General features: G+C 73.7%; 20 protein-coding genes and 1 pseudogene. 12 read left to right on the forward strand and 9 right to left on the reverse strand.

Features of this window, described 5'->3' with window-relative positions:
• Positions 1-54 precede the first annotated feature (54 nt).
• From ACFQ80_RS17540 to ACFQ80_RS17555, 4 genes are all read right to left on the reverse strand, one after another.
• Positions 55-1,815, reverse strand: coding sequence for a cellulase family glycosylhydrolase (locus tag ACFQ80_RS17540; protein WP_430564542.1), 1,761 nt, complete (start codon positions 1,813-1,815; stop codon positions 55-57).
• Between the two features lie 166 nt (positions 1,816-1,981).
• Positions 1,982-2,815 carry an ABC transporter permease gene (locus tag ACFQ80_RS17545; RefSeq protein WP_430550752.1) on the reverse strand — a complete coding sequence of 278 codons (834 nt, stop codon included), beginning with the start codon at positions 2,813-2,815 and terminating at the stop codon, positions 1,982-1,984.
• Positions 2,812-3,765 (reverse strand): ATP-binding cassette domain-containing protein, encoded by a 954-nt coding sequence (locus ACFQ80_RS17550; RefSeq protein WP_430564543.1) that lies wholly within the window; start codon positions 3,763-3,765, stop codon positions 2,812-2,814. Before ACFQ80_RS17550 ends, ACFQ80_RS17545 begins: the two co-directional genes overlap by 4 nt.
• Positions 3,762-5,219: an FAD-binding oxidoreductase gene (locus tag ACFQ80_RS17555; RefSeq protein WP_430564544.1), complete on the reverse strand. Its 1,458-nt coding sequence runs from the start codon at positions 5,217-5,219 to the stop codon at positions 3,762-3,764. Before ACFQ80_RS17555 ends, ACFQ80_RS17550 begins: the two co-directional genes overlap by 4 nt.
• Positions 5,220-5,440: 221 nt before the next feature.
• Here ACFQ80_RS17555 and ACFQ80_RS17560 point away from each other — a divergent pair, with 221 nt between their 5' ends.
• Together ACFQ80_RS17560 and ACFQ80_RS17565 are read left to right on the forward strand one after the other, a co-directional pair.
• Entirely contained in the window at positions 5,441-6,268 is an 828-nt protein-coding gene (locus ACFQ80_RS17560; RefSeq protein ID WP_430564545.1) for a sensor histidine kinase, read from the forward strand.
• Positions 6,265-6,942 carry a response regulator gene (locus ACFQ80_RS17565; protein WP_430564546.1) on the forward strand — a complete coding sequence of 226 codons (678 nt, stop codon included), beginning with the start codon at positions 6,265-6,267 and terminating at the stop codon, positions 6,940-6,942. Before ACFQ80_RS17560 ends, ACFQ80_RS17565 begins: the two co-directional genes overlap by 4 nt.
• A 13-nt stretch (positions 6,943-6,955) precedes the next feature.
• Here ACFQ80_RS17565 and ACFQ80_RS17570 read toward each other — a convergent pair whose 3' ends face one another.
• A complete protein-coding gene (locus ACFQ80_RS17570; RefSeq protein WP_430564547.1) occupies positions 6,956-7,396 on the reverse strand; it encodes a winged helix-turn-helix transcriptional regulator in 441 nt (146 codons plus the stop codon).
• 147 nt (positions 7,397-7,543) lie between these two features.
• Between ACFQ80_RS17570 and ACFQ80_RS17575 the strand changes: the two genes are divergently transcribed.
• From ACFQ80_RS17575 to gap, 3 genes and pseudogenes are all read left to right on the forward strand, one after another.
• On the forward strand, positions 7,544-8,416 hold the full coding sequence (locus tag ACFQ80_RS17575; RefSeq protein WP_430564548.1) for an oxidoreductase: 873 nt from the start codon (positions 7,544-7,546) through the stop codon (positions 8,414-8,416).
• Positions 8,417-8,451: 35 nt separating this feature from the next.
• Positions 8,452-9,395: pseudogene (locus ACFQ80_RS17580) on the forward strand (GlxA family transcriptional regulator).
• Between the two features lie 120 nt (positions 9,396-9,515).
• Positions 9,516-10,514: a type I glyceraldehyde-3-phosphate dehydrogenase gene (gap, locus tag ACFQ80_RS17585; protein ID WP_430564549.1), complete on the forward strand. Its 999-nt coding sequence runs from the start codon at positions 9,516-9,518 to the stop codon at positions 10,512-10,514.
• Between the two features lie 48 nt (positions 10,515-10,562).
• Here the strand turns inward: gap and ACFQ80_RS17590 are convergent, their stop codons facing one another.
• The 4 genes from ACFQ80_RS17590 to uxaC form a co-directional block, all read right to left on the reverse strand.
• Positions 10,563-11,315, reverse strand: coding sequence for a MerR family transcriptional regulator (locus ACFQ80_RS17590; RefSeq protein ID WP_430564550.1), 753 nt, complete (start codon positions 11,313-11,315; stop codon positions 10,563-10,565).
• Positions 11,316-11,396: 81 nt separating this feature from the next.
• Positions 11,397-13,451, reverse strand: coding sequence for an alpha-glucuronidase (locus ACFQ80_RS17595; protein ID WP_430564551.1), 2,055 nt, complete (start codon positions 13,449-13,451; stop codon positions 11,397-11,399).
• Between the two features lie 47 nt (positions 13,452-13,498).
• Positions 13,499-14,620 (reverse strand): mannonate dehydratase, encoded by a 1,122-nt coding sequence (gene uxuA / locus ACFQ80_RS17600; protein ID WP_430550778.1) that lies wholly within the window; start codon positions 14,618-14,620, stop codon positions 13,499-13,501.
• 107 nt (positions 14,621-14,727) lie between these two features.
• Positions 14,728-16,146 carry a glucuronate isomerase gene (gene uxaC, locus ACFQ80_RS17605; RefSeq protein WP_430564552.1) on the reverse strand — a complete coding sequence of 473 codons (1,419 nt, stop codon included), beginning with the start codon at positions 16,144-16,146 and terminating at the stop codon, positions 14,728-14,730.
• Between the two features lie 180 nt (positions 16,147-16,326).
• Here uxaC and ACFQ80_RS17610 point away from each other — a divergent pair, with 180 nt between their 5' ends.
• From ACFQ80_RS17610 to ACFQ80_RS17640, 7 genes are all read left to right on the forward strand, one after another.
• Positions 16,327-17,340: a LacI family DNA-binding transcriptional regulator gene (locus ACFQ80_RS17610; protein WP_430564553.1), complete on the forward strand. Its 1,014-nt coding sequence runs from the start codon at positions 16,327-16,329 to the stop codon at positions 17,338-17,340.
• A gap of 61 nt (positions 17,341-17,401) precedes the next feature.
• The gene (locus tag ACFQ80_RS17615; RefSeq protein ID WP_430564554.1) at positions 17,402-18,883 is read left to right on the forward strand and encodes a mannitol dehydrogenase family protein; all 1,482 of its coding nucleotides are present in this window, start codon (positions 17,402-17,404) and stop codon (positions 18,881-18,883) included.
• 357 nt (positions 18,884-19,240) lie between these two features.
• The gene (locus tag ACFQ80_RS17620; protein ID WP_430564555.1) at positions 19,241-20,557 is read left to right on the forward strand and encodes an ABC transporter substrate-binding protein; all 1,317 of its coding nucleotides are present in this window, start codon (positions 19,241-19,243) and stop codon (positions 20,555-20,557) included.
• 113 nt (positions 20,558-20,670) lie between these two features.
• Positions 20,671-21,519 carry a carbohydrate ABC transporter permease gene (locus ACFQ80_RS17625; protein WP_430550777.1) on the forward strand — a complete coding sequence of 283 codons (849 nt, stop codon included), beginning with the start codon at positions 20,671-20,673 and terminating at the stop codon, positions 21,517-21,519.
• A complete protein-coding gene (locus ACFQ80_RS17630) occupies positions 21,516-22,433 on the forward strand; it encodes a carbohydrate ABC transporter permease (RefSeq protein WP_430564556.1) in 918 nt (305 codons plus the stop codon). The genes ACFQ80_RS17625 and ACFQ80_RS17630 overlap by 4 nt, the downstream gene beginning before the upstream one ends.
• Positions 22,434-22,474: 41 nt before the next feature.
• Complete coding sequence (locus ACFQ80_RS17635; protein ID WP_430550736.1) at positions 22,475-23,128, forward strand: hypothetical protein; 654 nt, start codon at positions 22,475-22,477, stop codon at positions 23,126-23,128.
• 94 nt (positions 23,129-23,222) lie between these two features.
• Positions 23,223-25,553, forward strand: coding sequence for a rhamnogalacturonan lyase (locus tag ACFQ80_RS17640; RefSeq protein ID WP_430564557.1), 2,331 nt, complete (start codon positions 23,223-23,225; stop codon positions 25,551-25,553).
• The last annotated feature ends 55 nt before the right edge of the window (positions 25,554-25,608 follow it).

A 25,608-nucleotide genomic window follows, 5' to 3' on the forward strand; every position in this document is an offset into this window, starting at 1 on the left:
AGGTAGTCCAGTGACTACCTCGCGGGCGCGCGGACTACCTCGCGGGTGGCGGTGCTACCTCGCGACGGTGCCGGTGACCGTGTCGCCGCTGCGCGTCACGGTGTACTCCACCGTGTCGCCGCTCCAGAAGTGGAACGTCAGCGAGACGGGCTCGCCGTCGCGCAGGGTGGCGAGGTAGGCCGGGCGCAGCAGGACGGCGCCGGCCTCCTCGTCCGGGGCGAACGACGCGTCGAACTCCTGGAACGGCGTCCAGCTCTGCGGGCCGGCGCCGCTGCCGTCGGCGTAGACCGAGGCCATGGTGGCCAGCCGGTCGCCGCGGAACCGCGCCGGGATCGACACGCCGCCGGCCACCGTTCCCGTCGCGTCCGCGAGCACGGGGGTGTCGGCCGCGATCACGTGGATCCGCCACGGCACCCCCGCCGAGAAGCGCGCCTCGATCGTGGCGTGCGCGCCGGGCGACGCGTCGCCGATCAGGCGTTCCAGGTACGCGGCCGAGAACGTCACCTCGTCGCCCGCGACGGCGGCGTCCGCGGCCGCGACCGGCTCGCCGTCGAGGAACAGCCCCTCGAGCCGGGTGCCGTGCGGCTCGAGCGTGACGGTCTGCGCGGCCACGTCGCCCGGGCGCACGAAGACCTGGTCCGTGGACGCGGTGCCCGACCGCGTGGTCCAGCTCGACGAGACCTGCGCCCACAGCTCGGGGTCGCTCCACGTGAAACCGGTGCGGTCGAGGTGCTGCCCGTTGTCCCAGAGCATGGTCGTGACGCCGGCGTCGCGGGCCTGGTGGCCGAGCTCCTCGAAGAACTTCAGCTTCTCGCCCTGCTCGATGGTGCCCGTGTGCCGGTCGAAGCCGAGCAGCCCGTACTCGCCGAGGACCACCGGGATCCCCTGGTCGACGAACATGCTCCGCACGCGGTCGAACGTCCCCGTCATGTCCGCCAGGGCGACGTCGTCGAAGCGGGTGCCGCCCGCGACGTTCACGCTGAACGGCCAGTAGCCGTAGTAGTGGACCGTGGCGGCCAGCTGCGGGTCGTCGAGCTCGGCGATGGTGCCGGCGAGGGCGTCGAGCCGCTCCTGGCCGGCGTTGGTGTGCAGGGTGGGCAGCACGAGCACCCGGTCGGCGTTGCCGCCGCCGGACGCCCGGACCACCTCGTGGAACACGGTGTTGAGGTCGTCGAGCAGGACGTCGCCCTGCGCGTCGTCGACGTCCGCGAACTGCGGCTCGTTGAGGCTCTCGAACAGCAGCTCGGCCGGGTGGTCGCGGAAGCGGTCGGCGAGCTGCTCCCACGTGGCCCGGAAGCGGTCACGCACGCCGTCCGGGTCCGAGGACATCGCGTTCGCCCAGATCCACGAGTCGTGGTGGAGGTCGAGCAGCACGTACAGGTCCTCGGCCAGCGCCTGGTCGACGACCTCCTCGACCCGGTCCAGATAGTCCGTCTCGATCGCGTAGTCCGGGGCGCCGCCCTGGTGGTCGTCCCAGGTGACCGGGACGCGGATGCTGCGGAACCCCTCGTCCTTGACGGCGGCGAGCAGCTCCGGCGTGACGCGCGGGTTGCCCCAGGCGGTCTCGTCCGGCCCCACGGAGTCGAGCGAGTTGCCGAGGTTCCAGCCAGGCTGCATCGCGGCCACCGTCTCGGCCGCGCCGGCGGCGCGGTGCGGGTGCGCCGGGTGCCCGGGGCGCCCGGGGTGCGTCGGATGCGCCGGGTGCCCGGGGTGCTGCGGGTGCGCCGGTGCGGCGCCGGCCGGGGCGGCGAGCCCGGCGGCGAGCGCCAGGCCTGCCGCGAGGGCGGTGAGCGTCGTCCTGAGCGGTCGTTTCACGATGGTGTGCCCTTCGTCGCGCACGGGTGATGGACATCGCGCCTCCGACCGGCCGGACCGGCGTCGGCGCCGGGCTCTGCATGTCGAAGCGCTTCGACACCTTGGCGAGCCCGACGCCGTCCTGTCAAGGCCCTGAAACGTTACGGATCTCCCGTCGCGCCACCCGTCACACCACCCGGCGGTAGGCCACCACGGCGGCGGTGCCGAAGACGGCGAGGAACGCCGCGCTCCACAGCAGGGTCGCGGTCGCCGGCCCGGCGACCGGGCCGCCGAGCAGCAGGCCCTGGCTGGCCTCGATCGCCCGGCTCACCGGGTTCACCTCGGCCCAGGCCTGCAGCCAGCCCGGCATCGTCTCGACCGGCGCGGCCATGCCCGTGCCGAACACGAGCGGGAACGGCAGCAGGAACCCCACCGTCGACACCATGATCTCGTCGCGCAGCAGCACCGCCACGAGCACGGTGAGCCAGCACAGGGAGAAGCCGAGGACGATCGCGAGCCCGCACGCGGCCAGGGCGGGCAGCAGCCCCGTCTCGACCCGGAAGCCGAGCGCGTATCCGACGCCGAACAGCACGGCGAGCGCGATGACGTACCGGACGGCGTCGGCGAGGACCGAGCCCAGCAGCATCGCGGCGCGCGGCACGGGCATGCTGCGGAACCGGTCGAACACGCCCTTCTTCATGTCCTGCACGATGCTGAGCCCGGTCGCGACCTGCCCCGTGAGCACCGTGGTGAGCACGAGGATGCCGGGGAACAGGTACTGGAGGTACTCGTGCGTGGACCCGGCGACCGCCCCGCCGAACAGGTAGACGAACAGGACGAGGAACACGACGGGCAGGATCACCGCGTCGGCCAGCTCGCCGGGGTTGCGCCGGGTCTTGACGAGAGCACGGTGCGCCAGGATCAGGCCGTGGCGGGCGAGCGGCCAGCGGCGCGGGGGCGTCGTCGTGCCCCGGCGGTGCGGTGCGGTGCCGGTGGCGACGGTCGTCGTGGTGGCGGTCATGATTCCTCCCTCGGGGTGGTGCGGTGGCCGTCGGTCAGGGTGAAGAAGACCTCGTCGAGGCCCGGGAGGCGGAGCGCCAGCTCGGTGACCGCGACGTCCGCGTCCTCGAGCCCGCGCACGACGGCGGAGAACGCGCGCTCGTCGTCGACGGACGCGGTGACCACGCCCCCGCGCGGCGGGGCGACGTCCTCCCCGGTCACGCGCGCGACGACGCCCGCCGCGGTCGCGACCCGGTCCGGGTCGCGCGGCCGCACGACCACCGTCTGCCCGCCGACCTGCTGCTTCAGGCCCGCCGGGGTGTCGTGGGCGATGACGCGGCCGCCGTCGATCACGGTGATCTCGTCGGCCAGGGCGTCGGCCTCCTCGAGGTACTGCGTGGTGAGCAGCACGGTGGTGCCGTCGTCGGCGAGCGACCGGATGGTCTGCCACAGCTCCTCCCGCTTGCCCGGGTCGAGGCCGGTCGTGGGCTCGTCGAGGAACAGGACGCTCGGCGAGCCGACGAGGCTGGCGGCCAGGTCGAGGCGGCGGCGCATCCCGCCGGAGTAGGTGGACGCGCGCCTGCCGCCCGCGTCGGTGAGCCCGAACCGGTCCAGCAGCCGCGCGGCCCGGACGCGGGCCTCGGCCGTGGGCAGGTCGAGCAGGCGACCGAACAGGACGAGGTTCTCCGCGCCGGTGAGGTCCTCGTCCACCGTCGCGTACTGGCCGGTGAGGCCGATGCGGCGGCGCACCTCGACGGGGTCGCGGCCCACGTCCAGCCCGTCCACCACCGCCCGGCCGGCGTCGGCCCGCAGCAGCGTCGCCAGCACGCGGATGGCGGTGGTCTTGCCCGCCCCGTTGGGGCCCAGGACGCCGAGCACCGTGCCGCGCTCGGCGCGCAGGTCGACGCCGTCGAGCGCCGTCGTCGGGCCGAACGCCTTGACGAGACCCTCGGCCTCGAACGCGGCGCTCACGACGCTGCTCCTGACCCGGGCGCACCGGCGGGCGCACCGGCGGGCGCTCCGGCGGGCGCTCCGGCGGGCGCACCGTCCAGGTGGCGCCCGAACAGACCGCCCGGGTCGTAGGACCGCTTGACCGCGCGCAGCCGGGCGAGCGTCGCGGGCGGGTACGCGGCGTGCAGGTCGGCCGCGGTGTCCGTGCCCTGGAAGTTCACGTACGCGCCCGTGCCGTGGGCGGCGACGCCGCGCCAGCCGGCGAGGGCGTCCTCGACGTCGGCGTCGGACGCGTCCTGGGGGACGACGGTGCCGCCCACCACCAACGCCTCCGCGTCGCGGTGGGCGAACGCGGTCGCGTCGGGCAGCACGCGGGAGAACGCGCCGCCGAGGGCGCGCAGCGCGAGCGCCACCGGCCGGTCGCCCGCGGACGCCGCGGCCACCGCCGCGACGACGTCGTCGTCCAGCCGCGGCACCAGCACGTTGCGGCCGACGAGGCGCAGGCCCGGTGGGTGGTGGCCGCCCTCGGCGAGGACGTCGGCGTACGGCACGGTCGCGACCGTGTCGCTCAGCACCGTGCCGAGGCGCCGCAGCGGCTCGACCGCTCGCTCGGCAGCCGCCGCGTCGTCGTGCGACGCGCAGACCAGGACCGACGCGGACGACGGGCGGTCGCCCACGGGCGGCGCCAGCACCAGCGTGCTGCTCAGCTCCTCGTCCGCCTCGCGCAGCACGTCGCGCCAGCCCGCGACGAGGCGGGCGGGGTCGTCGAGGGCGAGGCCGATCGCGCCGTAGCGGACGTCGCCCACCCAGGCGGCGACGAGGTCGACGCCCGTCACGACGCCGAAGCCCCCGCCCCCGCCGCGCAGCGCCCAGAACAGGCCGGCGTGCGAGTCCCTGCTCGCGACCACCGTCCGGCCGTCGGCGAGCACCACCCGGGCCCCGACCAGGGCGTCGACGGTCAGGCCGTGCCGGCGCACCATCCACCCGACGCCGCCGCCGAGCGTCAGCCCGCCCACGCCGACGCTCGCGGTGTCGCCGGAGGAGATCGCCAGGCCGTGCGGCGCGAGCGCCGCCGCGACCCGGCCCCACGTGGCGCCGGCGCCCACCCGCACCAGCCGGTGGTGCGCGTCCACGACCTCGACCGCGTCCAGGTGGCGCAGGTCCACCACGAGGCCGCCGTCGTTGGTGGCGCGGCCGGTGAGGCCGTGCCCGCCCGAGCGGACCGACAGGGGCAGCCCCTCGCGGGCCGCGTACGCCACGGCGGCCGCCACCTCCGCCTCGTCGCGGGGCCGCGTGACCAGCGCGGGGGAGCCGGTGGCGAAGACGGTGCGTCGTGCCTCCTCGTAGCCGTCGTCGCCGGGGACGACGACGTCGCCCAGCCCGGCGGGGGTGCGCCCGCGTGCCTGGATGCTCGGTGCCTGGACGCTCGGTGCCTGGACGCTCGGTACCTGGATGCGGGGTGCCTGGATGCTCATGGCGGTGCTCCTCGGGTCGGTCGTGCGGGGGTGTCCGTCCTGCGTCGTTCCGTGGTCCCGATCCTTCGCGGCGAGGTGTCGTCGGCGCGTCCGCCCGTCGGCGACACCTGCGGCTACCGGTCCGGTCGGCGACGGGGCGTCGTCGTACCGCGGGCGGAGTACGCGCAGGGTGCTCCCCGCGCCGGATGCGGCGGCTCCGCGGCCGCACCTACGCTGCCGGGATGGGAACGGGACGGCCACGGGAGCGGGTCCTCGCGGCGGGCTGGCTGGTCTCGCTCGGCGTCGCCGGCGTCGCGGTGCTGCAGTGGCGCGCGTACGTGCGCGAGGTGGAGCAGCGGGCCGAGGACGCCGAGCGCACGCGCGACGAGGTGGCACGGCGTCGTGCCGTCGAGGAGCGGCTGCGCATCGCGCGCGAGCTGCACGACTCCCTGACCCACAGCATCTCCGTGATCAAGGTGCAGGCGGGCGTGGCCGCCCACCTCGCGCGCAAGCGGGGCGAGGAGCCGCCGCCCGCGCTGCTCGCGATCCAGGAGGCGAGCACCGACGCGGCCCGCGAGCTGCGCTCGACCCTCGACGTGCTGCGCCGCGACGGCGAGCCGAACGGGAACGGGATCGACCGGCTCGAGGCCCTCGTCGAGCGCGCGGAGGCCGCGGGGGTGCCCACCACCGTGCGGCTCCTCGGCGTCCGGCGCGCGCTGCCGGCCGAGACCGACCAGGCCGCCTACCGCGTGGTGCAGGAGGCGCTCACCAACGTCGCCCGGCACGGCGGGGCCGCCGCGGCCGCGACCGTGCGCGTGGCGTTCGCGGCCCGCGAGCTCACCCTGCACGTCGACGACGACGGCCGCGGCGCACCCGGCGAGCCGGAGCCCGGGCACGGGCTGACGGGGATGCGCGAGCGCGTCGCCGCCCTCGGCGGGACGCTCCATGCCGGGCCGGGGACCGGCGGCGGGTTCTCGGTGCGCGTCACGCTGCCGCTGCCGGCGGGGCGGGCACGGCCGGGGGCCCCGGACGACGCGCGGGCCGCGGACGAGCCGGCGGCCCGCGGGTGATCCGCGTCGGCCTCGTCGACGACCAGGCCCTCATCCGCTCCGGCATCCGGGCGCTGCTCGACGCGGAGGACGACGTCGAGGTGGTCGCCGAGGGTGCCAACGGGGAGGACGGCGTCCGCCTGGCGCGCGAGCTGCGGCCCGACGTCGTGCTCATGGACGTCCAGATGCCCGGGCTGGACGGCATCGCCGCCACCCGGCAGATCGCCGCCGACGACGCGCTGGCGGGCGTGCACGTCGTCGTGCTGACGAACTACGGCATCGACGAGTACGTGTTCGAGGCGCTGCGGGCCGGGGCGAGCGGGTTCGTCGTGAAGGACACCGAGCCCGCCGACCTCGTCGAGGCCGTGCGCGCCGCCGTGCGGGGCGACGCGCTGCTGTCCCCGGCCATCACGCGCCGGCTGATCAGCGAGTTCGTCGCGCGCCCACCGGACGCGATCGCCGCGGACGGTCTCGGTCTGCTCACGCCGCGCGAGCGCGAGGTGGTGGCGCTCGTCGCGCACGGGCTGTCCAACGACGAGATCGCCGCGCGGATGGTGCTCAGCCCGCTGACCGCGAAGACGCACGTCAGCCGCGCGATGACCAAGCTCGGCGCCCGCGACCGCGCCCAGCTGGTCGTGTTCGCCTACGAGTCCGGCATCGTCTCCCCGCGCTCCCGCCCGGCCGACCGCGCGTAGCCCCGGTCGTCCCTCACGTCGCGGCGCTCTCGCGGCGGGCGTCGTGCTCCTCGCGCCGGGAGGCGACGTCGTCCATGTGGTTCTGGGCCCACGCCCTGAGCAGGCGGGTCGTGCCGTGCAGCGACGCGCCGAGGTCGGTGAGCTCGTAGGAGACCGTGACGGGGACCGTCGGCACCACGGTGCGCGTCACCAGGCCGTCACGTTCGAGGGAGCGCAGGGTCTGCGTGAGCATCTTCTGGCTGACGCCGGCGATGAGGCGCGCCAGCTCGGAGTAGCGCATGGCGCGCGGCTCGCCGGTGCCGCCCGCGCCGTCGCCGCCGAGCGCGCACAGGACGAGCACCACCCACTTGTCGGAGAGCCGGTCGAGCAGCTCCCGGCTGGGGCACGCCGCCAGGAACGCGTCGTACTCGACCTTCGCCCGGGCACGCCGCTCGGCCGCCGGCATCGTCGTCATCCTTCGTCTCCCTCACCGGTTGCCGTCACTGCCGTCACTCTGGGGTGCAACGCACTCTCAGGTGCCTACTTCCTCACAGAGAGCATGGCACCAAGACTGGTGCCCCGGTGCGCGGCACGCCACCGACCCCTGACGAGAGGCATCCTCATGACCACCACGACCAGCACGGCCCCCGGCGGCACCTGGACCCTCGGCGACCGCACGGTCTCCAGGGTCGGGTACGGCGTTATGCAGCTCGCCGGCCCCGGCGTCATGGGTCCGCCGCGCGACCACGACGAGGCGGTCGCGGTGCTGCGCGAGGCCGTCGCCCTCGGCGTGACGCACCTCGACACCAGCGACGCCTACGGCCCGCGCGTCACCAACCGGCTGATCCGCGAGGCGCTCCACCCGTACCCCGCGGACCTGCTGGTCGCCACCAAGGTCGGGGCGCGTCGCGACGCCGTGGGGGGCTGGCCCACGGCGCGGCACCCGGAGGAGCTGCGCGCCCAGGTCCGGGGAAACCTCGAGAGCCTCGGCGTCGACACCCTCGACCTGGTGTACCTGCGCATGGGCGACGCGGCCGGCCCGCGTGCCGGCTCCGTCGCCGAGGCGTTCGAGACGCTCGCGGAGCTCCAGCAGGAGGGCCTGGTCCGGCACCTCGGCGTCAGCAACGTCACCGCCGAGCAGGTGGCCGAGGCGCGGACGATCGCACCGGTCGTGGGCGTGCAGAACAGGTACAACCTCGCGCACCGCGACGACGACGAGCTCGTCGTCCGGCTCGCGGAGGACGGCATCGCGTTCGTCCCGTACTTCCCCCTCGGCGGGTTCACCCCGCTGCAGTCGGAGACGCTCGCCAGGGTCGCCGCCGCGGCAGGCGCGACGCCGTCCGGCGTGGCCCTCGCCTGGCTCCTGCAGCGGTCCCCGAACGTGCTGGTGATCCCCGGGACGTCGCGGGTGGCGCACCTGCGCGAGAACGTCGCCGGCGCTCGCCTGCGGCTGACCGGGAGGCAGCTGGCCGACCTCGACACGGTGGGCCGCTGACCACGCCCGGGCCCGGGCCTGTCTAGGCTCGACGGGTGCCGGAACCGCGTCAGCGCCGTGTCGCCGTCCTCGTGCTGGAGGGCGCGAAGCCCCTCGACGTCGGCATCCCGGCGCAGGTCTTCACGACGCGGCCGAGCATGCCCTACGAGGTGCGGGCCTGCGCCGCGGCGCCCGGGCTCGTCGCCGGCGGGGACGGCCTCTCCTACCACCTGGACCACGGGCTCGAGGCGCTGGCCTGGGCCGACGTCGTGTTCCTCCCCGGCTACCGCCACCCGGACCGCGACGACCCGCCGCCCGCCGTCGTCGACGCGCTCCGCGCCGCGCACGCCCGCGGCGCCCGGCTGGCCGCGATCTCGACCGGAGCGTTCGCGCTCGCCGCGACCGGCCTGCTCGACGGCCGTCGCGCCACCACGCACTGGCACTACACGCGCGCGCTGGCGGCCAAGCACCCGCGGGTGCGGGTGGACGAGAACGTGCTGTTCGTCGACGAGGGCAGCGTGCTCACGTCGGCGGGAGCCGCCTCGGGCATCGACCTGTGCCTGCACGTGCTGCGCGGCGACCGTCGAACCACGCCGCCCGCCGCCTGGTCGCGGCGCCGTACCGCAGCGGCGGCCAGGCCCAGTACGTGCCGCGCAGCGTGCCCGAGCCGCTCGGGGAGCGGTTCGCGGCCACCCGGGAGTGGGTGCTGCACCACCTGACCGACGACCTCACGCTCGAGGACCTGGCCCGGCACGCGGCCGTCTCGCCGCGCACCTTCTCGCGGCGGTTCGGCGACGACACCGGGTACACGCCGATGGCCTGGGTGCTGCGTGCCCGCATCGACGTCGCCCGCGAGCTGCTGGAGCGCTCGGAGCGCAGCGTCGAGCAGGTCGCCGCCGACGTCGGGCTCGGGACGGGCGCGAACCTCCGCGCGCACTTCCGGCGGATCCTCGGCACGACGCCCAGCGAGTACCGGCGCACGTTCGCCCGCGGGGAGTGAGGCTCCGGGCCGGAGAGCGGAGACCCGGCCTGGCGAGATCCTTGCGGACCGTGGCGTGCGCGCCGATGTTCGGCCCGTGCGACGGCGGCGAGCCTGGTGGCGACACGGAAGGAGGGTCACATGACCCGCATCGCCATCAACGGTTTCGGCCGGATCGGGCGCAACGTGCTGCGCGCGCTGCTGGAGCGCGGCAGCGACCTGGAGCTCGTCGCCGTCAACGACCTCACCGCGCCCGCCGCGCTCGCACGCCTGCTCGCCTTCGACAGCACCGCCGGCCGGCTGGGCCGCCCGGTCACGGCCGACGACGACGCGATCGTGGTCGACGGCCGCCGCGTCGCGGTGCTCGCCGAGCGTGAGCCCGCCGCCCTGCCCTGGCGGGACCTCGGGGTGGACGTCGTGCTGGAGTCCACCGGCCGGTTCACGTCCGCCGACGCGGCGCGCGGCCACCTGGACGCCGGCGCGCGCAAGGTGCTCGTGAGCGCGCCGTCGGCCGGCGCGGACGTCACGCTCGCCCCCGGCGTCAACACCGACGCCTACGACCCGGCGGCGCACACGATCGTCTCCAACGCGTCGTGCACCACCAACGCGCTCGCCCCCCTCGCGTCCGTGCTCGACGACGTCGCCGGGATCGAGCACGGCTTCATGACCACCGTGCACGCCTACACCCAGGAGCAGAACCTCCAGGACGCCCCGCACCGCGACCCCCGCCGTGCCCGCGCGGCGGCGGTGAACATCGTGCCCACCACGACCGGCGCCGCCAAGGCCATCGGGCTGGTGCTGCCGCAGCTCGACGGCAAGCTCTCGGGCGACTCGATCCGCGTCCCCGTCCCGGTGGGCTCGCTCGTGGAGCTGAACGCCGCCGTCACACGCGACGTGTCCCGCGAGGACGTGCTCGCCGCCTACCGGGAGGCCGCACAGGGTCGGCTGGCGGGGGTGCTCGAGTACTCCGAGGACCCCCTCGTCTCGTCGGACATCACCGGCAACCCGGCGTCGTCGATCTTCGACTCCCTGCTGACCCGCGTCGACGGCCGGCACGTGAAGGTCGTGGCCTGGTACGACAACGAGTGGGGGTTCTCCCACCGCGTCGTCGACACCCTCGAGCTGCTCGCCGCGGGCTGACCCGCGCACCGCCGCGGGGAGCCGACAGGCTCCCCGCGGCCGTGCCGCCTAAGCGCGGGCGTGGAACTCCTCCGCCGCGTGCAGCAGGTAGTAGGCCAGGCCGGTCTGCTGCTGCTCCAGCATCCGGCGGTGGAAGTCGTCGGCGACGAAGAACCTCGCCTGGCCGGCGAACGCCTCCGCGTCCGTCGGGTGCACGGCGTCGAGGGCCGTCAGATGCCGGCGGATCTCCGTGGTGACGGACTCGTCGTCGGCGCGCAGGCCGGTGCGCAGGGCGTCGGCCATGAAGGTCATGAACGCCGTCGCCTCGGCGGCGGCCGCGTTCATCCGGTCGGCGTCGACGTCGGCCGTGCCGAGCTCGACGCCGTACGTGTCGCGCAGGTGCGCGTCCTGCTCCGCGAGGGCGTCCTGCCACCCGGCGCGGTCGAGCCCGGTGAACATGTCGTCGGTGGGCATGGGGTCTCCCTGTGTCTCGTGTGCGATGGCCCGCTCGAGCGTCGCCAGCACCTGGGCGAGCCGTGCTCCGCGCGCGCGGAGCATGGCGCGCTGGTCGCGCAGGCACTCGAGCCGGGAAGCGCGACCCGACAGGGCCTCCGCGATCGCGCTCAGCGGCACGTCGAGCTCCCGGAAGAACAGGATCTGCTGCAGGCGCTCCAGGTCGCCCTCGGAGTACGTCCGGTAGTCGTTCCGCGCGTCCCGAGCGGGCACGAGCAGGCCGATCCGGTCGTAGTGGTAGAGCGTCTTGAGCGTGGTGCCCGACAGCCGGGCCACCTCGGTGATCGTGAAGGACGTCGTGGGTCTCACCTCCTGCGCAGCACCCTCGACCCTCCCCCGAGGGGAGGGTCAAGCGCACGTCCGCACGACACGTCCGTACGGTGCGGGCGCTCAGAAGATCGTGCGTCCGTGGGTGTCGGGGATCCCGGACTTGCGGAAGAAGTACGTGTTCAGCTGGTCGCGCCACTCGACGGCCGACCGCAGCTGCTCGGCGAGGCGCTCGCGCACGCGGGCGTCGACGTCGGACGGGACCCTCCCGTCGAGCGACTCCCAGGCCGCGATCGCCTCGCGCACCCGCTCGACGCCCGCGAAGTGGGTGTCGTAGACGTGCTGGACCACCGTGACCCCGCTGTGCAGCACGTGCGTGTACGGCACGTGGTGGAAGAACAGCAGCAGCTCGTCGGGGCAGGTCGCGAGGTCCTCGTAGACGTCCCGCCAGGGCGCCGGGTACTGGCCCGTGAATCCGGTGCCGGTGGCCCGGGTGCGGTCCACCCCGATGCCGTCGCGGTCGGCGAAGTGGTACGTGCCCCACGGCGTGTACTCGTAGCCGTCCACGTCCGGGCCGTAGTGGTGGCCGGGCCGCACCATGAACCCGACGCCCAGCGGTGCGGTGTACGACTCGTAGGTGCGCCACGAAGCGTCCAGGACGGCGTGCAGCACCTCGCGGACGCGCGGCTCGACGGCGCCGTCCTGGCCGGCGAACGTCAGGCCGATCCACTCGTCCAGGACCGCCGCCGGGTCGAGCGTCGGGTCCCAGGCCAGACGGCCGAAGGCGTACAGGTTCGCCTGGGCCAGCGGGTGGCCGGTCCAGAAGACGTCGTCGCCGACGTTCGAGACCGCGGCGATGCCGCCGCCCCCGGTGGCCGCCACCGCGGCCGAGGCGCCAGGTCCGCGGCCGGCGACGACGTCGCGCACCGCGGCACCGCCCTCTCCCCAGGGCCGGAAGCCGAGGTTCTCGCTCCACCACGGCGCGAGGTAGCACACGTGCCGCTGCTGGCCCGTGTACTCCTGCGTCACCTGCAGCTCGAGGGCCAGCCGGGTGGCGGGCATCCCCGCGAGGACCGGTGAGACCGCCTCGCGCGTCTGGAAGTCGATCGGGCCGTGCTTGACCTGCACCACCACGTTGTCCGCGAACCGCCCGTCGAGCGGGGCGAAGTGGTCGTACGCGGCGCGGGCGCGGTCGGTGGAGCGGTCGCGCCAGTCCTGCGTGTGGTCGTAGACGAACGCCCGCCAGTGCACGACGCCGCCGTGCGGTGCGACCGCGTCGGCCAGCAGGTTCGCGCCGTCGGCGTGGTCGCGTCCGTACGCGAACGGGCCGGGCTGGCCCTCCGAGTCGGCCTTGACGACGAAGCCGCCGAAGTCGGGGATCGTGGCCCAGACCTGGTCGGCGGCGGCGCGCCACCAGGCGCGGACGTCGTCGTCGAGGGGGTCCGACGTCGGCAGCCCGCCGAGCGTCATCGGCGCGGCGAAGCTCACCGCGAGGTGGGTGCGCACGCCGTACGGCCGCAGGGCGGCGGCGACCCGCGCGACCTCCGGCAGGTCGTCCGTGAGCAGCCGTGCCTCGCGCGCGTGCACGTTGACGTTGTTGATGCAGACGCGGTCGATCCCGGTCGCGGCGAGCAGGCGCGCGTAGGCGGTCACGCGGGACAGGTCGTCGCGCACCCGGCCGTCGGCGTAGAAGATCGAGCCGCCCGCGTACCCGCGCTCGACCTGCCCCATCACCGGGTGCACGTCCACGTTGTCCCAGTGGTCCAGCACGCGGAGCGCGAACGCGGGCGCGTGCCGCTCGTCGGCGTCGGGCCCGGTGAACGCCGCCTCGCCGAGCCGCACCACGTGGAACCACCCGTGCAGCAGCGCCGTCGCCGTCGCCGCCGCGACGGTGACCCGGCCGCCGTCCCGCACGAGCCGGAACCCGTCGCCCCCCGCTCGGGCATCGAGCAGGAGGTCGGGGGCACCGTCGGGGTCGACGACGTCGCCGCCGTGCGCGGCGGTCGCACGCTCCGCCTCGCGGAACACGGTGACGAGGACGTCGTCCTCCGCCGGGCCGACGACCGCGACCCGGCGGCGGCCGACGGCGGCCAGCGCGGCGTCGGGCAGCCAGGCCGCGTGCCAGGCGGGTTCGACAACGATTTCGGACGGCGCCGGCGACGCCTTCTCGTCGGGCATGAGGGGCCTCTCGGTCGGTTTCGACCCGCTCGACCAGCGGGGCAGGGTCAGCGGGTGTAGCGGAACGCGTCCCACGCGCCGAGCAGGTACTGGATGCCCATCGCGCGGTCGTACAGCCCGTACCCGGGCCGCGGCTTGTTCGTGGTGTTCTCGTCCCACAGGTGGCGGCCGTGGTCGGGGCGCACGTAGCCCGTGTACCCCGCCTCGGCGTAGGCCTTCATGATGCCGGTGGTGTCGACGTCGCCCTCGCAGGCGCGGTGCGCCACCTCGGTGAAGTCGCCGTTCGGGAAGTGCTTGATGTTCCGCACGTGCGTGAAGTGGATGCGGTCCATGAAGCGGCGCACGGTGTCGGCCGCGATCGGCGCCTGGGCCGGGTTCGCCGAGAAGCTCCCGAGGCACAGCGTGAGGCCGTGGTTCGGGCTCGGGTGCAGGTCCAGCACGCGCTGGAGGTCCTCCGGGGTGGAGACCACGCGGGGCCAGCCGAAGACGTCGAACGGCGGGTCGTCCGGGTGCACGCCCAGCTTGATCCCCGCCTCCTCCGCCGCCGGGACCACCGCGTCGAGGAAGTACCGGTAGTGCGTGTACATGTCCTCGTGCGTGACGCCCTCGTACGCGGCGTTGAGCTCGGTGAAGCCCGCGAGCCGCTCGGGCTCCCAGCCGGGCAGCGTGAGGCCGTGCGACCCGGCCTCCATGTCGGCGATGAGGCCCTCGGGCGTCATCTCGTCCACGACCGCCTTCTCGAAGAACAGCGCGGTCGAGCCGTCGGGCAGCGGGTGCCACAGGTCCGTGCGCAGCCAGTCGAAGACGGGCATGAAGTTGTAGCAGACCACCTTGACGCCGGCCCGGCCCAGCCGCCGGATCGTGGTCACGTAGTTCTCGATCGCCTCGTCACGGCTCAGCCCGAGGACGGTGCGCCCCAGCTTGATCGACTCGTGCACGTTGACGGACTCGACCACCTCGGCGTCGAGCGTGCGGGTCACGCCGCGGGCCCGGGCCTCGTCGGAGAGCCCGGAGATGCGCGCCACCTCGGCGTCGATCTCCTCCTGCTCCCACACCTCACCGGCCTGCTTGTGGTGCAGGCTCCACACGATCGTCTCCACGCCGGGGATCTGCCGGACGTGGTCCAGCGTGACCGTGTCGTTGCCCTCGCCGTACCAGCGGAAACCCATCTTCACTGCGTGACTCCTTGCTCTCGTCCGTCGCCGCGATCACCGTGCGAGCACGAGACCGGCCCGGTTCGGCGACCGACGGTGGGCCGATCTCGTGCTCGCAGCGGTCAGGGGCGGGAGTAGGCCGCCTGCGGCAGGCGGTAGGTCAGGTCGGTGGCCACGTCGACCGCCTCGTCCAGGTCGAGGCGGTGCTCCGCCACCAGGCGGGCCAGGTAGCCGGCGTCGACGCGCCGGGCCAGGTCGTGCCGCGCGGGGATGGAGCAGAACGCGCGGGTGTCGTCCACGAAGCCGCTCATGTTGCTGAACCCCGCCGTCTCGGTGGCCGCCTCGCGGAACCTCCGCATCGCGTCGGGGGCGTCGAGGAACCACCACGGCGCGCCGAGCCGCAGCGCGGGGTAGACGCCGGCCAGCGGCGCGAGCTCGCGCGAGTACACGTCCTCGTCCACCGTGAACGCGATCAGGCGGAAGCCCGGGTGGTGGCCGAAGGCGTCCAGCACGGGGCGCAGCGAGCGCGTGAACTCGGTGACCACCGGGATGTCGTAGCCCTTGTCCGGACCGAAGGCGGCGAACGGGGCGCTGGCGTGGTCGCGCAGGACGCCCGGGTGCAGCTGCATCACGAGGCCGTCCTCGGCCGACATCGCGGCCATCTGGAACAGCATGTGCCCGCTGAACGCCTGCGCCTCCGCGGCCGTGACCGTGCCGGCCAGCGCGGCGTCGAGGATGCGGCGCGCCTCGACGTCGTCCAGCGGCGTCGTGTCGGCGTACAGGTGGCCGTGGTCGGTGGCCCGCGCGCCCGCGGCGACGAAACGCTCGCGCTGCGCGCGCAGCGCCTCGAGGTAGCGGTCGTAGGACGTGACGTCGACGCCGGCCGCCTCGCCGAGCCGCGCGACGTCGTCGCGCCAGGTCGCGCGGTCGACGTGCAGCAGCGGGTCGGGCCGGAAGGTCGGCAGCACGCGGTCGCCGTAGCCGTCGGCGGCGAGCTTCCCGTGCGCGTCGAGCGTCGCCCAGGCGGGGTCGGTCGTGGCGATGACCTCGATGTTGAAGGCGTCGAGCAGCGCGCGGGGGCGGAACTCCTGCTCGGCGAGGCGAGCGGCCACCTGGTCGTACAGGGCGTCGGCCGTCTCGGCCGAGGGGCGCTGCGTGACGCCGAGGATCTCGACGAGCACGTGCTCCAGCCAGTAGCGGGTGGGGGTGCCGCGGAAGTGCTTCCACCCGGCGCAGAACCGGCGCCAGATCTCCCGGGGGTCGGTCTCGACGGCCTCGTCGTCCGTGGAGCCGACGCCGAGGCGGGGGAGCGTCTCGCCCTGGGAGACCAGCATCCGCGTGAGGTAGTGGTCGGGCACGACGACGAGCTGGGCCGGGTCGCCGAACGGCGCGTCGTCGGCGAACCACTCGACGGGCACGTGGCCGTGCATCGAGACGATCGGCAGGTCCCGCACCGCGGCGTAGATCTCGCGGGCCAGTGCCCGGGATCCGGGGTCGGCGGGCAGTGCCCGGTCGGGGTGCAGGGTCCAGCGCTCGCTCACAGGGGCTCCTCAACGTCGAGATGGGATGCGAACGTTTGCATCGTAGCCTGCCGATCGCCGGGCATGGAATCCCTTGGGCAGCCGGCGCCAGGGGGAGACATGGCGTGGCGAGATGTGCGACGATCTGGCAAACGTTCGCATCGTCCGGGTGCGTGCGGCGGGCACGAGGAGACGGTGGTCGTGGTCACGGTGCACGACGTCGCGCGGGCGGCCGGTGTGTCGATCTCGACGGTCTCGCGCGCCCTGACCGACCCGCAGCGGGTCGCCGCGCCGACGCGCGACCGGGTGACGGCCGCGGCGCGCGAGCTCGGCTACCGGCCCAACCGGGCCGCCAGCGTGCTCCGTGCGGGCCGCTCCGGAGCGCTCGGGCTCGTGGTGCCCGACCTCGCGAACCCCTACTTCGCGGCGATCGCCAAGGGCGCCCAGGCCCAGGCGCGGGAACGGGGCGTCGGCCTGTTCGTCGTCGACTCCGACGAGGACCCCGAGCTCGAGACCGAGGCCGTCTCGGGCCTGGCCCCGCAGACCGACGGGATCATCCTGTGCTCCCCGCGCGCGGTCGAGCGCACCGTCGAGGCGCTCGCGGGGCGGCCGGTGGTGCTGGTCAACCATCACGTCGACGGGCTGCCGTCCGTCGTCGCCGACCACGAGGCGGGCATGCTGCGCACGCTCGAGCACCTGCGGGCCCTCGGGCACGCCAAGGTCGCCTACGTGGGCGGGCCGGCCCGCTCGTGGTCGGACGGACGCCGCCGCGCCGGCCTGCGCGCGGCCGCCGCGCGGCTGGGGGACGTCGAGCTCGTGGAGCTCGGGCCGCACCGGCCGCAGGTCGCCGGCGGGCACGCGGCGGCGGACCTCGTCGTCGGCACCCGTGCCACGGCGGTCGTGACCTTCAACGACCTCGTGGCCGTCGGCCTGGTCGAGCGGCTGCGGGTGCGCGGCCTCGACGTGCCCGGCGACCTGTCCGTCGTCGGCTGCGACGACGCGTACGTCGCGGAGCTGCTGTCCCCGCCCCTCACCACCCTGCGGACCGACCTGCGCGACTCGGGCCGGGTGGCCGTCGACCGGCTGGTCCTGCGCCCGGGCAAGGACGACGGCGCCCTGCAGGGCGACGTGACGCTCCCCGTCGAGCTCGTCGTCCGCGGGTCGACCGCACCTCCGCGCGCCGTGGCACCGCGGCCCGCCCCCGACACCCCCTGACCGACGACCTGCAAGCCCTGGACGCATCTTCCCGGCGACGCCGCCGGACGACGGAGGAACCATGACCGACCGCCTGCACCGCTCCCACCTGCCCGCCCACCTCGAGGCGCCGGTGACCCCCGACCAGGTGGGCATCGTGCACCTGGGGATCGGGGCGTTCCACCGGGCGCACCAGGCGGTGTTCACGGAGCTGGCCGCCCGCGCCACGGACGACCGCCGGTGGGGGATCCTCGGCGTCACGCAGCGGTCGGCCTCCGTGCGCGACCAGCTGCGGCCGCAGGGCGGCGCCTACTCGGTCCTCACCGCGGGCACGCACGAGACCCGGCTGGACCTGGTCGGGGCGGTGCTCGACGTCGCCTGGCCGGCCGAGGAGACCGCGCGGGTGCTGGAGACGATCGCGGCGCCCACGACGCACGTCGTGACGCTCACCGTCACGGAGAAGGGCTACGCCCGCGGCGCGGACGGCGGGCTCGACGTCGAGCGGGTGCGCCCGGACCTGGATGCCCTCGCCGCGGGTGACGCCACCGTCCCGGGCGCGACGGCGGTCGGCCTGCTCGTGCGCGGGCTCGCGGCCCGGTGGCGCGCCGCGCAGGCCGCGGGGGAGCGGCGCCCGGTCACCGTGCTGACCTGCGACAACATGGTCGACAACGGGCACGTCCTGGAGCGGCTCGTGACCGAGGCGGTGGACGCCGCGCTGCCGGGCGAGCAGGGCGCCGCGCTGCGGTCGTGGCTGGCGGCGGACGTCGCGTTCCCCTGCTCGATGGTGGACCGGATCGTGCCCGCGACGACGCCCGCGCAGCGCGACGCCGTGGAGCGCGAGCTCGGTGCGCGCGACGAGGGTCTCGTCGTCGGCGAGCCGTTCCGCCAGTGGGTGATCGAGGACCGGTTCGCCGGGCCGCGTCCCGCCTGGGAGCAGGCGGGCGCGACGTTCACCGACGACGTCGCACCGTGGGAGCAGGCCAAGCTGCGGCTGCTCAACGGCACGCACTCGCTGCTCGCGTACGCGGGCCGGCTGGCAGGTCACGCGACGCTCGCGGAGGCCGTGACCGACCCCGCGCTGCGCGAGCGCGCCCGCGGGTTCATGCTCGACGACGCGCTGCCGACGCTCACCCCGCCCGACGGCGCCGACCTGCGCGCTTACGCGGAGTCGCTGCTGGAGCGGTTCGCCAACCCGGCCACGGGCCACACCACGGTGCAGGTGTCGATGGACGGCACCCAGAAGATCCCGTTCCGGTGGGGCGGCATCGTCGCGGACCGGCTGGCGGCGGGCGCGGTCCCGGCGGGCGCGGCGTTCGCGCTCGCGGCGTGGAGCGAGGTGGTACGCCGGGAGGCGGCCGCGGGCCGGCTGGTCGACGACCCGCGGGCGCAGGAGCTCGCCGACGTGGTGGCCGACGCCGGGGACGGCGATGCGGCGGCCGCGTCGCCGTCCGCCGTCGCGCGGGCGCTGCTCGCGCTCCCGGGCCTGCTGCCCGAGGAGGCCGGCACGGACGCCGGGCTCGTCGACGCGGTGCTGGCCCAGGTGCCCCAGCTCGCGGAGGTCTGACGCGCGACACCCGCACGAGGCGGCAGGGGTCCGGGGGAGCCGCTGCCGCCTCGCGTGCGGACGGACGCCCGTCGCCTGCGGGTTCGTCCGACGCCGGTGCCGCGACGTAGGCTGCCCGCCGGATGTGAGCGATCACACGTCCCCGGATCCGCGGCCCTTCCGCCGACGGGTGGCGGACCGTCGCCGCGGGAACACGCCCGGGCTCGTTGCGAGATCGTGATGTGACTCGGAGCACCTCGGGGCTGGACAACGCTTACCGAATCCTGTTTTATCGATTCAGTCGGCAGCCGTGCGAGGGGTCAACGGGGCGTCCTCGCCGCCGACGATCGTGGACGATCGACGAGCGAGGAGGCTCACATGAGGATCACGCGGAAGGCCGCCGGCGCGGCCGCGGCGGCGGTCGCCGTCGCCCTCACCCTCACCGCCTGCGGAGGCGGCGCCGACCCTGCGGAGCCGGGCTCCGCGGAGAAGGTGAGCACCGACGAGGACATCACCATCTCGCTCGCCTGGTGGGGCGAGCCGGCCCGCGCAAAGATGTACGAGAAGGCGGTGGACCTCTTCGAGGAGGAGCACCCCAACATCACCGTGCAGACCCAGTTCCAGGACTGGGACGGCTACTGGACCTCTCGCGCCACGGAGGCCGCGGGCGGCGCGCTGCCCGACGTCATCCAGATGGATCTGTCCTACCTGCGCCAGTACGGCGCCACGGGGCAGCTCCTCGACCTGGGCGGCCAGGTGGGCGTGAACCTCGACACCGAGGGTGTGGACGACTCGCTGCTCTCCTCCGGTCAGATCGACGGGGCGCAGTACGGCGTCCCGACGAGCACCAACACGCTCGCCACGTTCTACAACGCCGACCTGCTCAAGAAGGTGGGCGTCGAGCCGCTCGCCGAGGGGTACACCTGGGACGACTACAGCGCGTGGATCCAGAAGGTCACCGACGCGGGCGCCGGCGAGGACCCGGCTCTCTACGGCGGAGGCGACTTCACCGCGACGTTCTGGTTCTTCCTGCAGTGGCTCATCCAGCAGGGTGTCGAGCCCTTCAGCGAGGACGGCAAGCTGAACTTCGACGAGGCGCAGATGACCGAGTGGCTGAACCTGGGCCAGGGTCTGCGCGACTCCGAGGCGATCTACCCGATCAAGAAGAACAAGCAGCTCGAGCCCCTCGGCGGTTTCCACGTCAACGAGGTCGCCTCCGAGTCCACCTGGGACAACTTCCTGGCCGGCTACGTGGCCGAGTCGGGCGAGGACATCCAGATGCTGCCGATCCCGTCGGGCGAGAACGGCCCGGCCCAGTTCTGGAAGCCGTCGATGCTGCTCTCGGCGTCCGCGCAGACCCAGCAGCCGGAGGCCGCCGCGGCGCTCATCGACTTCCTCATCAACGAGCCGGAGGTCGGCAAGATCTTCGGCACCTCGAAGGGCGTCCCCGCCGTCCAGGCGCAGATCGACGCGATGGACGTCGAGCCGGGCTCGGTGGACGAGCAGGTCGTGCAGTACGAGGAGCAGGTGGCGGACGTCGTCACCGAGGCCGCGCCCGTGCCCGTCGAGGGCTTCGGCGAGATCGAGGCGGAGTTCAAGCGCCTCGGTGAGGAGCTCGGGTACGGGAACATCACGGTCGACGAGTTCGTCACGCAGTGGTTCTCCTTCGCCGACGGCGCGGTGAAGCAGTCGTGACTGCGGTGACCTCGGGCACCACCACGCTCGACACCGCTCGGGGGGCGCAGAACGCGTCCCCCGAGCGGGGGCGGGCCAAGCGCCGTCGTGAGGCTGGTGCGGGGTTCGCGTTCTTGTCGCCGTGGTTGGTGGGTTTTGTGGTGTTGACGGCGTTCCCGATGGTGGCGTCGTTGTATCTGGCGTTCACGGACTATGACTTGTTCCGGCCGCCGTCGTGGGTCGGGATCGACAACTTCGTGAAGTTGTTCGAGGACCCCCGGTTCTGGACGTCGGCGAAGGTGACCGCGATCTATGTGCTGGTCGGCACGCCGATCAAGCTCGCGGCGGCGTTGTTGGTCGCGATGGTGCTGAACATGAAGCACCGCGGTCAGGGTGCGTATCGGTCGATCTTCTACGCCCCGAGCCTGATCGGCGCGAGCGTGTCGATCGCGATCGTGTGGAAGGCGATGTTCATCGATGACGGCATCGTGGACCGGATCCAGCAGCTGTTCGGGCTGCCGGCCGGGGGTTGGGTGGGTGACCCGTCCAAGACGATGCCGATGTTCGTGCTGCTCGCGGTGTGGACGTTCGGCGCCCCGATGGTCATCTTCCTCGCGGGCCTGAAGCAGATCCCGGCCGAGCTGTACGAGGCGGCCGCGGTGGATGGTGCGGGCCCGGTCCGCAAGTTCTGGCGGATCACGATCCCGATGCTGTCCCCGGTGCTGTTCTTCAACCTGCTGCTGGAGACGATCGGCGCGTTCCAGGTGTTCGGGTCGGCGTTCATCATCTCCGGCGGCACGGGCGGTCCGGCGGACTCGACCCTGTTCTACACGCTGTACCTGTACATCAAGGGCTTCGCGCAGTTCGACATGGGATACGCCTCGGCCATGGCCTGGGTCCTGGTCGTCGTGGTCGGCGTGATCACCGCGATCTTGTTCAAGACGTCCAACGCCTGGGTCCACTACTCCGGAGACAACCGATGAGCGCCCCGACCCTCTCCCAGCCCGCACCCGTGCGCGAGACGCGTGTGGTGGATACCTCGCTGCGGCAGGCGGCTAAGCGGCGTAAGGGTGTCCGGTCGGTCGGGTTCCACGCCTTCATGGTCGTGTGCACGATCGTGGTGCTGTACCCGGCCGCGTGGATGCTCATGAGCTCGTTCAAGCCGTCGAACGAGATCATCGGGAACATCAGCCTGTGGTCGGACAACCTGTCGCTGTCCAACTTCGCCACGGCGTTGTCCGGGATCGGCGGGGTCGGGTTCTGGACCTTCTTCGGCAACTCCATGATCCTCGCCGTCGCCTCGGTGATCGGGGTGATCCTGTCCTCGACCGTGGCCGCGTACGCGTTCGCGCGGATCGACTTCCCCGGCCGGGGCATCTTCTTCGCGATCATGATCGGCACGCTGCTGCTGCCGTTCCACGTCGTGATCATCCCGCAATACATCATGTTCAACGAGCTCGGCATGGTGAACACGTTCATCCCCCTGCTCGCGCCGAAGTTCCTCGCCGGCGAGGCGTTCTTCGTGTTCCTCATGGTCCAGTTCATGCGCAACCTGCCCCGCGAGCTGGACGAGGCAGCCCGCATCGACGGCGCCGGCCACGGGCGCATCTTCGGCTCGATCATGCTGCCCCTGATGCGCCCCGCCATCATCACCTCCAGCATCTTCGCGTTCATCTGGTCCTGGAACGACTTCCTCGGCCCGCTGCTCTACCTCAAGAAGCCCGACCTGTACCCCCTGCCCATCGCCCTGCGGTTGTACGTCGACCAGACCAGCGTGTCCGACTACGGCGCCCAGATGGCCATGGCCGTCCTGGCCCTGCTGCCCGTGATGATCTTCTTCATCCTCTTCCAGCGCTACATCGTCGACGGCGTCGCCACCCAAGGCCTCAAGGGCTGACGATGGGGCACGGCACGAGGACGGCGACGGAAGGGGTGGACATGGCGGCAGGTTCAGGTCGCGAGCGTCGGGGGCGCGCGAAGCGCCCCACGAGCGGCGGCGAGACCAAGACGGGTGCCGCCCTCGGCCTCTTCGCCGAGGTGGTGCTGGCCGGCGTGCTCGTCGCGCTCGGCAGCCTGCTGCTGGTCACCGCGGTGCCGTCCCTGGCGGCGGGCGTGGCGCACGTCCGCCGCCAGGTGACCGGCCACGACATCGGCGTGGCCCGGTTCGCCCGCGACTGGTGGGCGGCCGTGCGGGCCCTGTGGCCGCTCGGCCTCGCCGCCGTCGCGGTCGCCCTGCTGCTCGCCCTGGACTGGCAGCTCGCGCGGGCGGACGTGCTGCCCGGCGCGAGCGTCGTCGCGGTGGTGGTCGCGGTCGCCGCGGCTGCCGTCGTCGTCGTGCTGGCCCGGGCGGCGGGCGCCTGGTCGGAGCCCGCCGTCTCCGGTGACGGCCCCGGACTGACCGCGCGCGAGGCGCTGGCGGCGGGCGCGCGACGCACCCAGGACGACCTCACGGGGTCGGTGCTGCTCGCCGTGGCGGCGGGGCTGTGCGTCGTCTTCGTCTGGATGCTGCCGCCGCTCGTGCTGGTGGTGGGCGGCCTGCTCGCCCTCGCGGTGGTGGGCGTCGAGACCCGACGCGGCGGCCGCCCGGCCTGACGATCTTCCGGCCGCCGTCGGGGACCGCACGGTTCCCGACGGCGGGCCGGTGGTGTCCGATCCCGAGTTGCAACGATGCAGAGAGGAACGACCCATGCGAACGACCAGAACCACCGCGGGTGCCGTCGCCGCGCTGACGGCGGGGGTGCTCGCCGTCGGCGGCGTCTCCGCCGCCGCGACACCGGCGCACGACAGGGGCCACCCCCGGCCGACCGGCGTCCAGCTGGAGCACCTCGACCGGGGGCTCGTCGCCGCCTCGACCAGCGAAGGAGTCTTCCTGTCCTGGCGGCTGCTGGGTGGCGAGGTCACCGGGCACACGGACACGGGCATGGCCGGGCCGGCCTTCGCGGTCTTCCGCGACGGGAAGCGGGTCGCCACGGTCACGGACTCCACGAACTACGTCGACGCGAAGGGCGCGGGCGGCAGCGCGACCTCGCGCTACGCCGTCGCGCCGGTGACGCAGGACAAGCACGGCCGGGAGCGGGTGGGCACGCGCAGTGCGGCGGTGACCGCGTGGTCGGACGACTTCCTCGACGTCCCGCTGAACAAGCCGGCCGACGACGTGACGCCGCTGGGAGAGCCGATCACGTACTCGGCCAACGACGCGTCGGTGGCTGACCTGGACGGGGACGGCGCGCTGGAGATCGTCGTGAAGTGGTACCCGTCGCGCGCCAAGGACGTGTCGCAGAAGGGGTACACGGGCAACACGTACTTCGACGCGTACGAGCTGGACGGCACGCAGCTGTGGCGGATCGACATGGGCGTGAACGTCCGTTCGGGCGCGCACTACACGCAGTTCCCGGTGTACGACTTCGACGGCGACGGGACCGCCGAGGTCATGATGAAGACCGCTCCGGGTACCAAGGTCACGATCTACCGCCACGGGAAGCCCGCGAACGAGCGGTACGTGCCGATCTCGAAGGCCGACCGCAAGGCCGGCGTCACGAACGATGACGACTACCGCTGGAGCGCGGCGGACTACGCGGACCACCTCGTGGAGCTGTTCCAGGGCTGGACCGACGAGCCCGAGGTGGCGAGCGGCCAGTGGCCCGCGACGATCGAGGCGGCGCTCGGCATCGAGCCGCGGTACGACTACCCGCTGTCCGAGGCCGACGCGCGCGAGCTGGTCGACTACTACGTCGACGAGTGGGCGCCCGCCCGCTCCGACCGCAACGACCTGCGCACGTTCGACGGCTTCGTCGTCAGCGGTCCCGAGTACCTCACCGTCTTCGACGGCCGCTCCGGCAAGCCCCTGGACACCGTGGACTACGAGCCCGGCCGCACCGACGACGGCCTGCGCTGGGGCGACTACGAGTGGACACGGATCGAGCCCGGCAACCGGGTCGACCGGTTCCTGTCCGGCGTCGCGTACCTGGACGGCGAGCACCCGTCGGCGATCTTCGCCCGCGGCTACTACACGCGCGCCGCGATCGTGGCCTACGACTGGGACGGCAAGCGGATCAGCACGCGCTGGACCGCCGACTCCGGGTTCAAGCCGATGAACAACCCGTTCCTGGACAGCGACAACAAGGGCGTGCAGCCGGACCCCGACAACGAGCTGACGCAGCTGTGGGGCCAGGGCTTCCACTCCCTGTCCGCGGCGGACGTGGACGGCGACGGCAAGCAGGAGATCGTCTACGGGGCGGCGACGCTCGACGACGACGGCACGCTGCTGTACTCGTCGTCCGACACGCTCCCCGAGGGCTCGTCGAACCCGGGGGCGACGGCGAACCTCGGGCACGGCGACGCGATGCACGTCACCGACATCGACCCGGCTCGCCCGGGCCTGGAGATCTGGACGTGCCACGAGGGCGGGGCGGGCGTGCCCTACGGCTCGGTGCTGCGCGACGCGGCCACGGGCGAGGCGCTGTTCGGCGCGTTCTCCGGCAGGGACACGGGACGTTGCCTGACCGGCGACGTCGACCCCACCCCCGGCATCGAGGTCTGGGCGTCGATGCCCGACGGCACCGACGCGTCCGGGCTGCTCAGCGCCACGGGGGAGCAGCTGCGCGCCACCACGCCGGGCACCAACCAGACCGTCCGCTGGGCCGCCGACGGCACCACCCAGATCGTCACCGGCTCGCGCGAGGAGACCCCGCGGATCGTGGACGGCGACGGCACCGTGCGCCGCACGCTGGACGGCACGCTGACGAACAACGACACCAAGGGCAACCCGTCGCTCGTCGCCGACGTGCTGGGCGACTGGCGCGAGGAGGTGCTGGTGCGCACCGCGGACTCGTCCGCGCTGCGGATCTACACGTCCACCGAGGTGAGCACCACGAAGATGTACACCCTGCTGCACGACCCGCAGTACCGGGCCGAGGTGGCCCGGCAGCAGACCACCTACAACCAGCCGTCGTACCCGGGGTTCTACCTGGCCTCCGACACCGACTGGTCGCAGGTCCCCGTCCCGTCGCTGAGGTAGTCCCACTCCTGCCGAGGTAGTTCATGGCACCTTGTCATGAACTACCTCGGCCGGC

The organism is Isoptericola sp. NPDC056578 (assembly GCF_042793275.1).
Lineage (GTDB): Bacteria > Actinomycetota > Actinomycetes > Actinomycetales > Cellulomonadaceae > Isoptericola.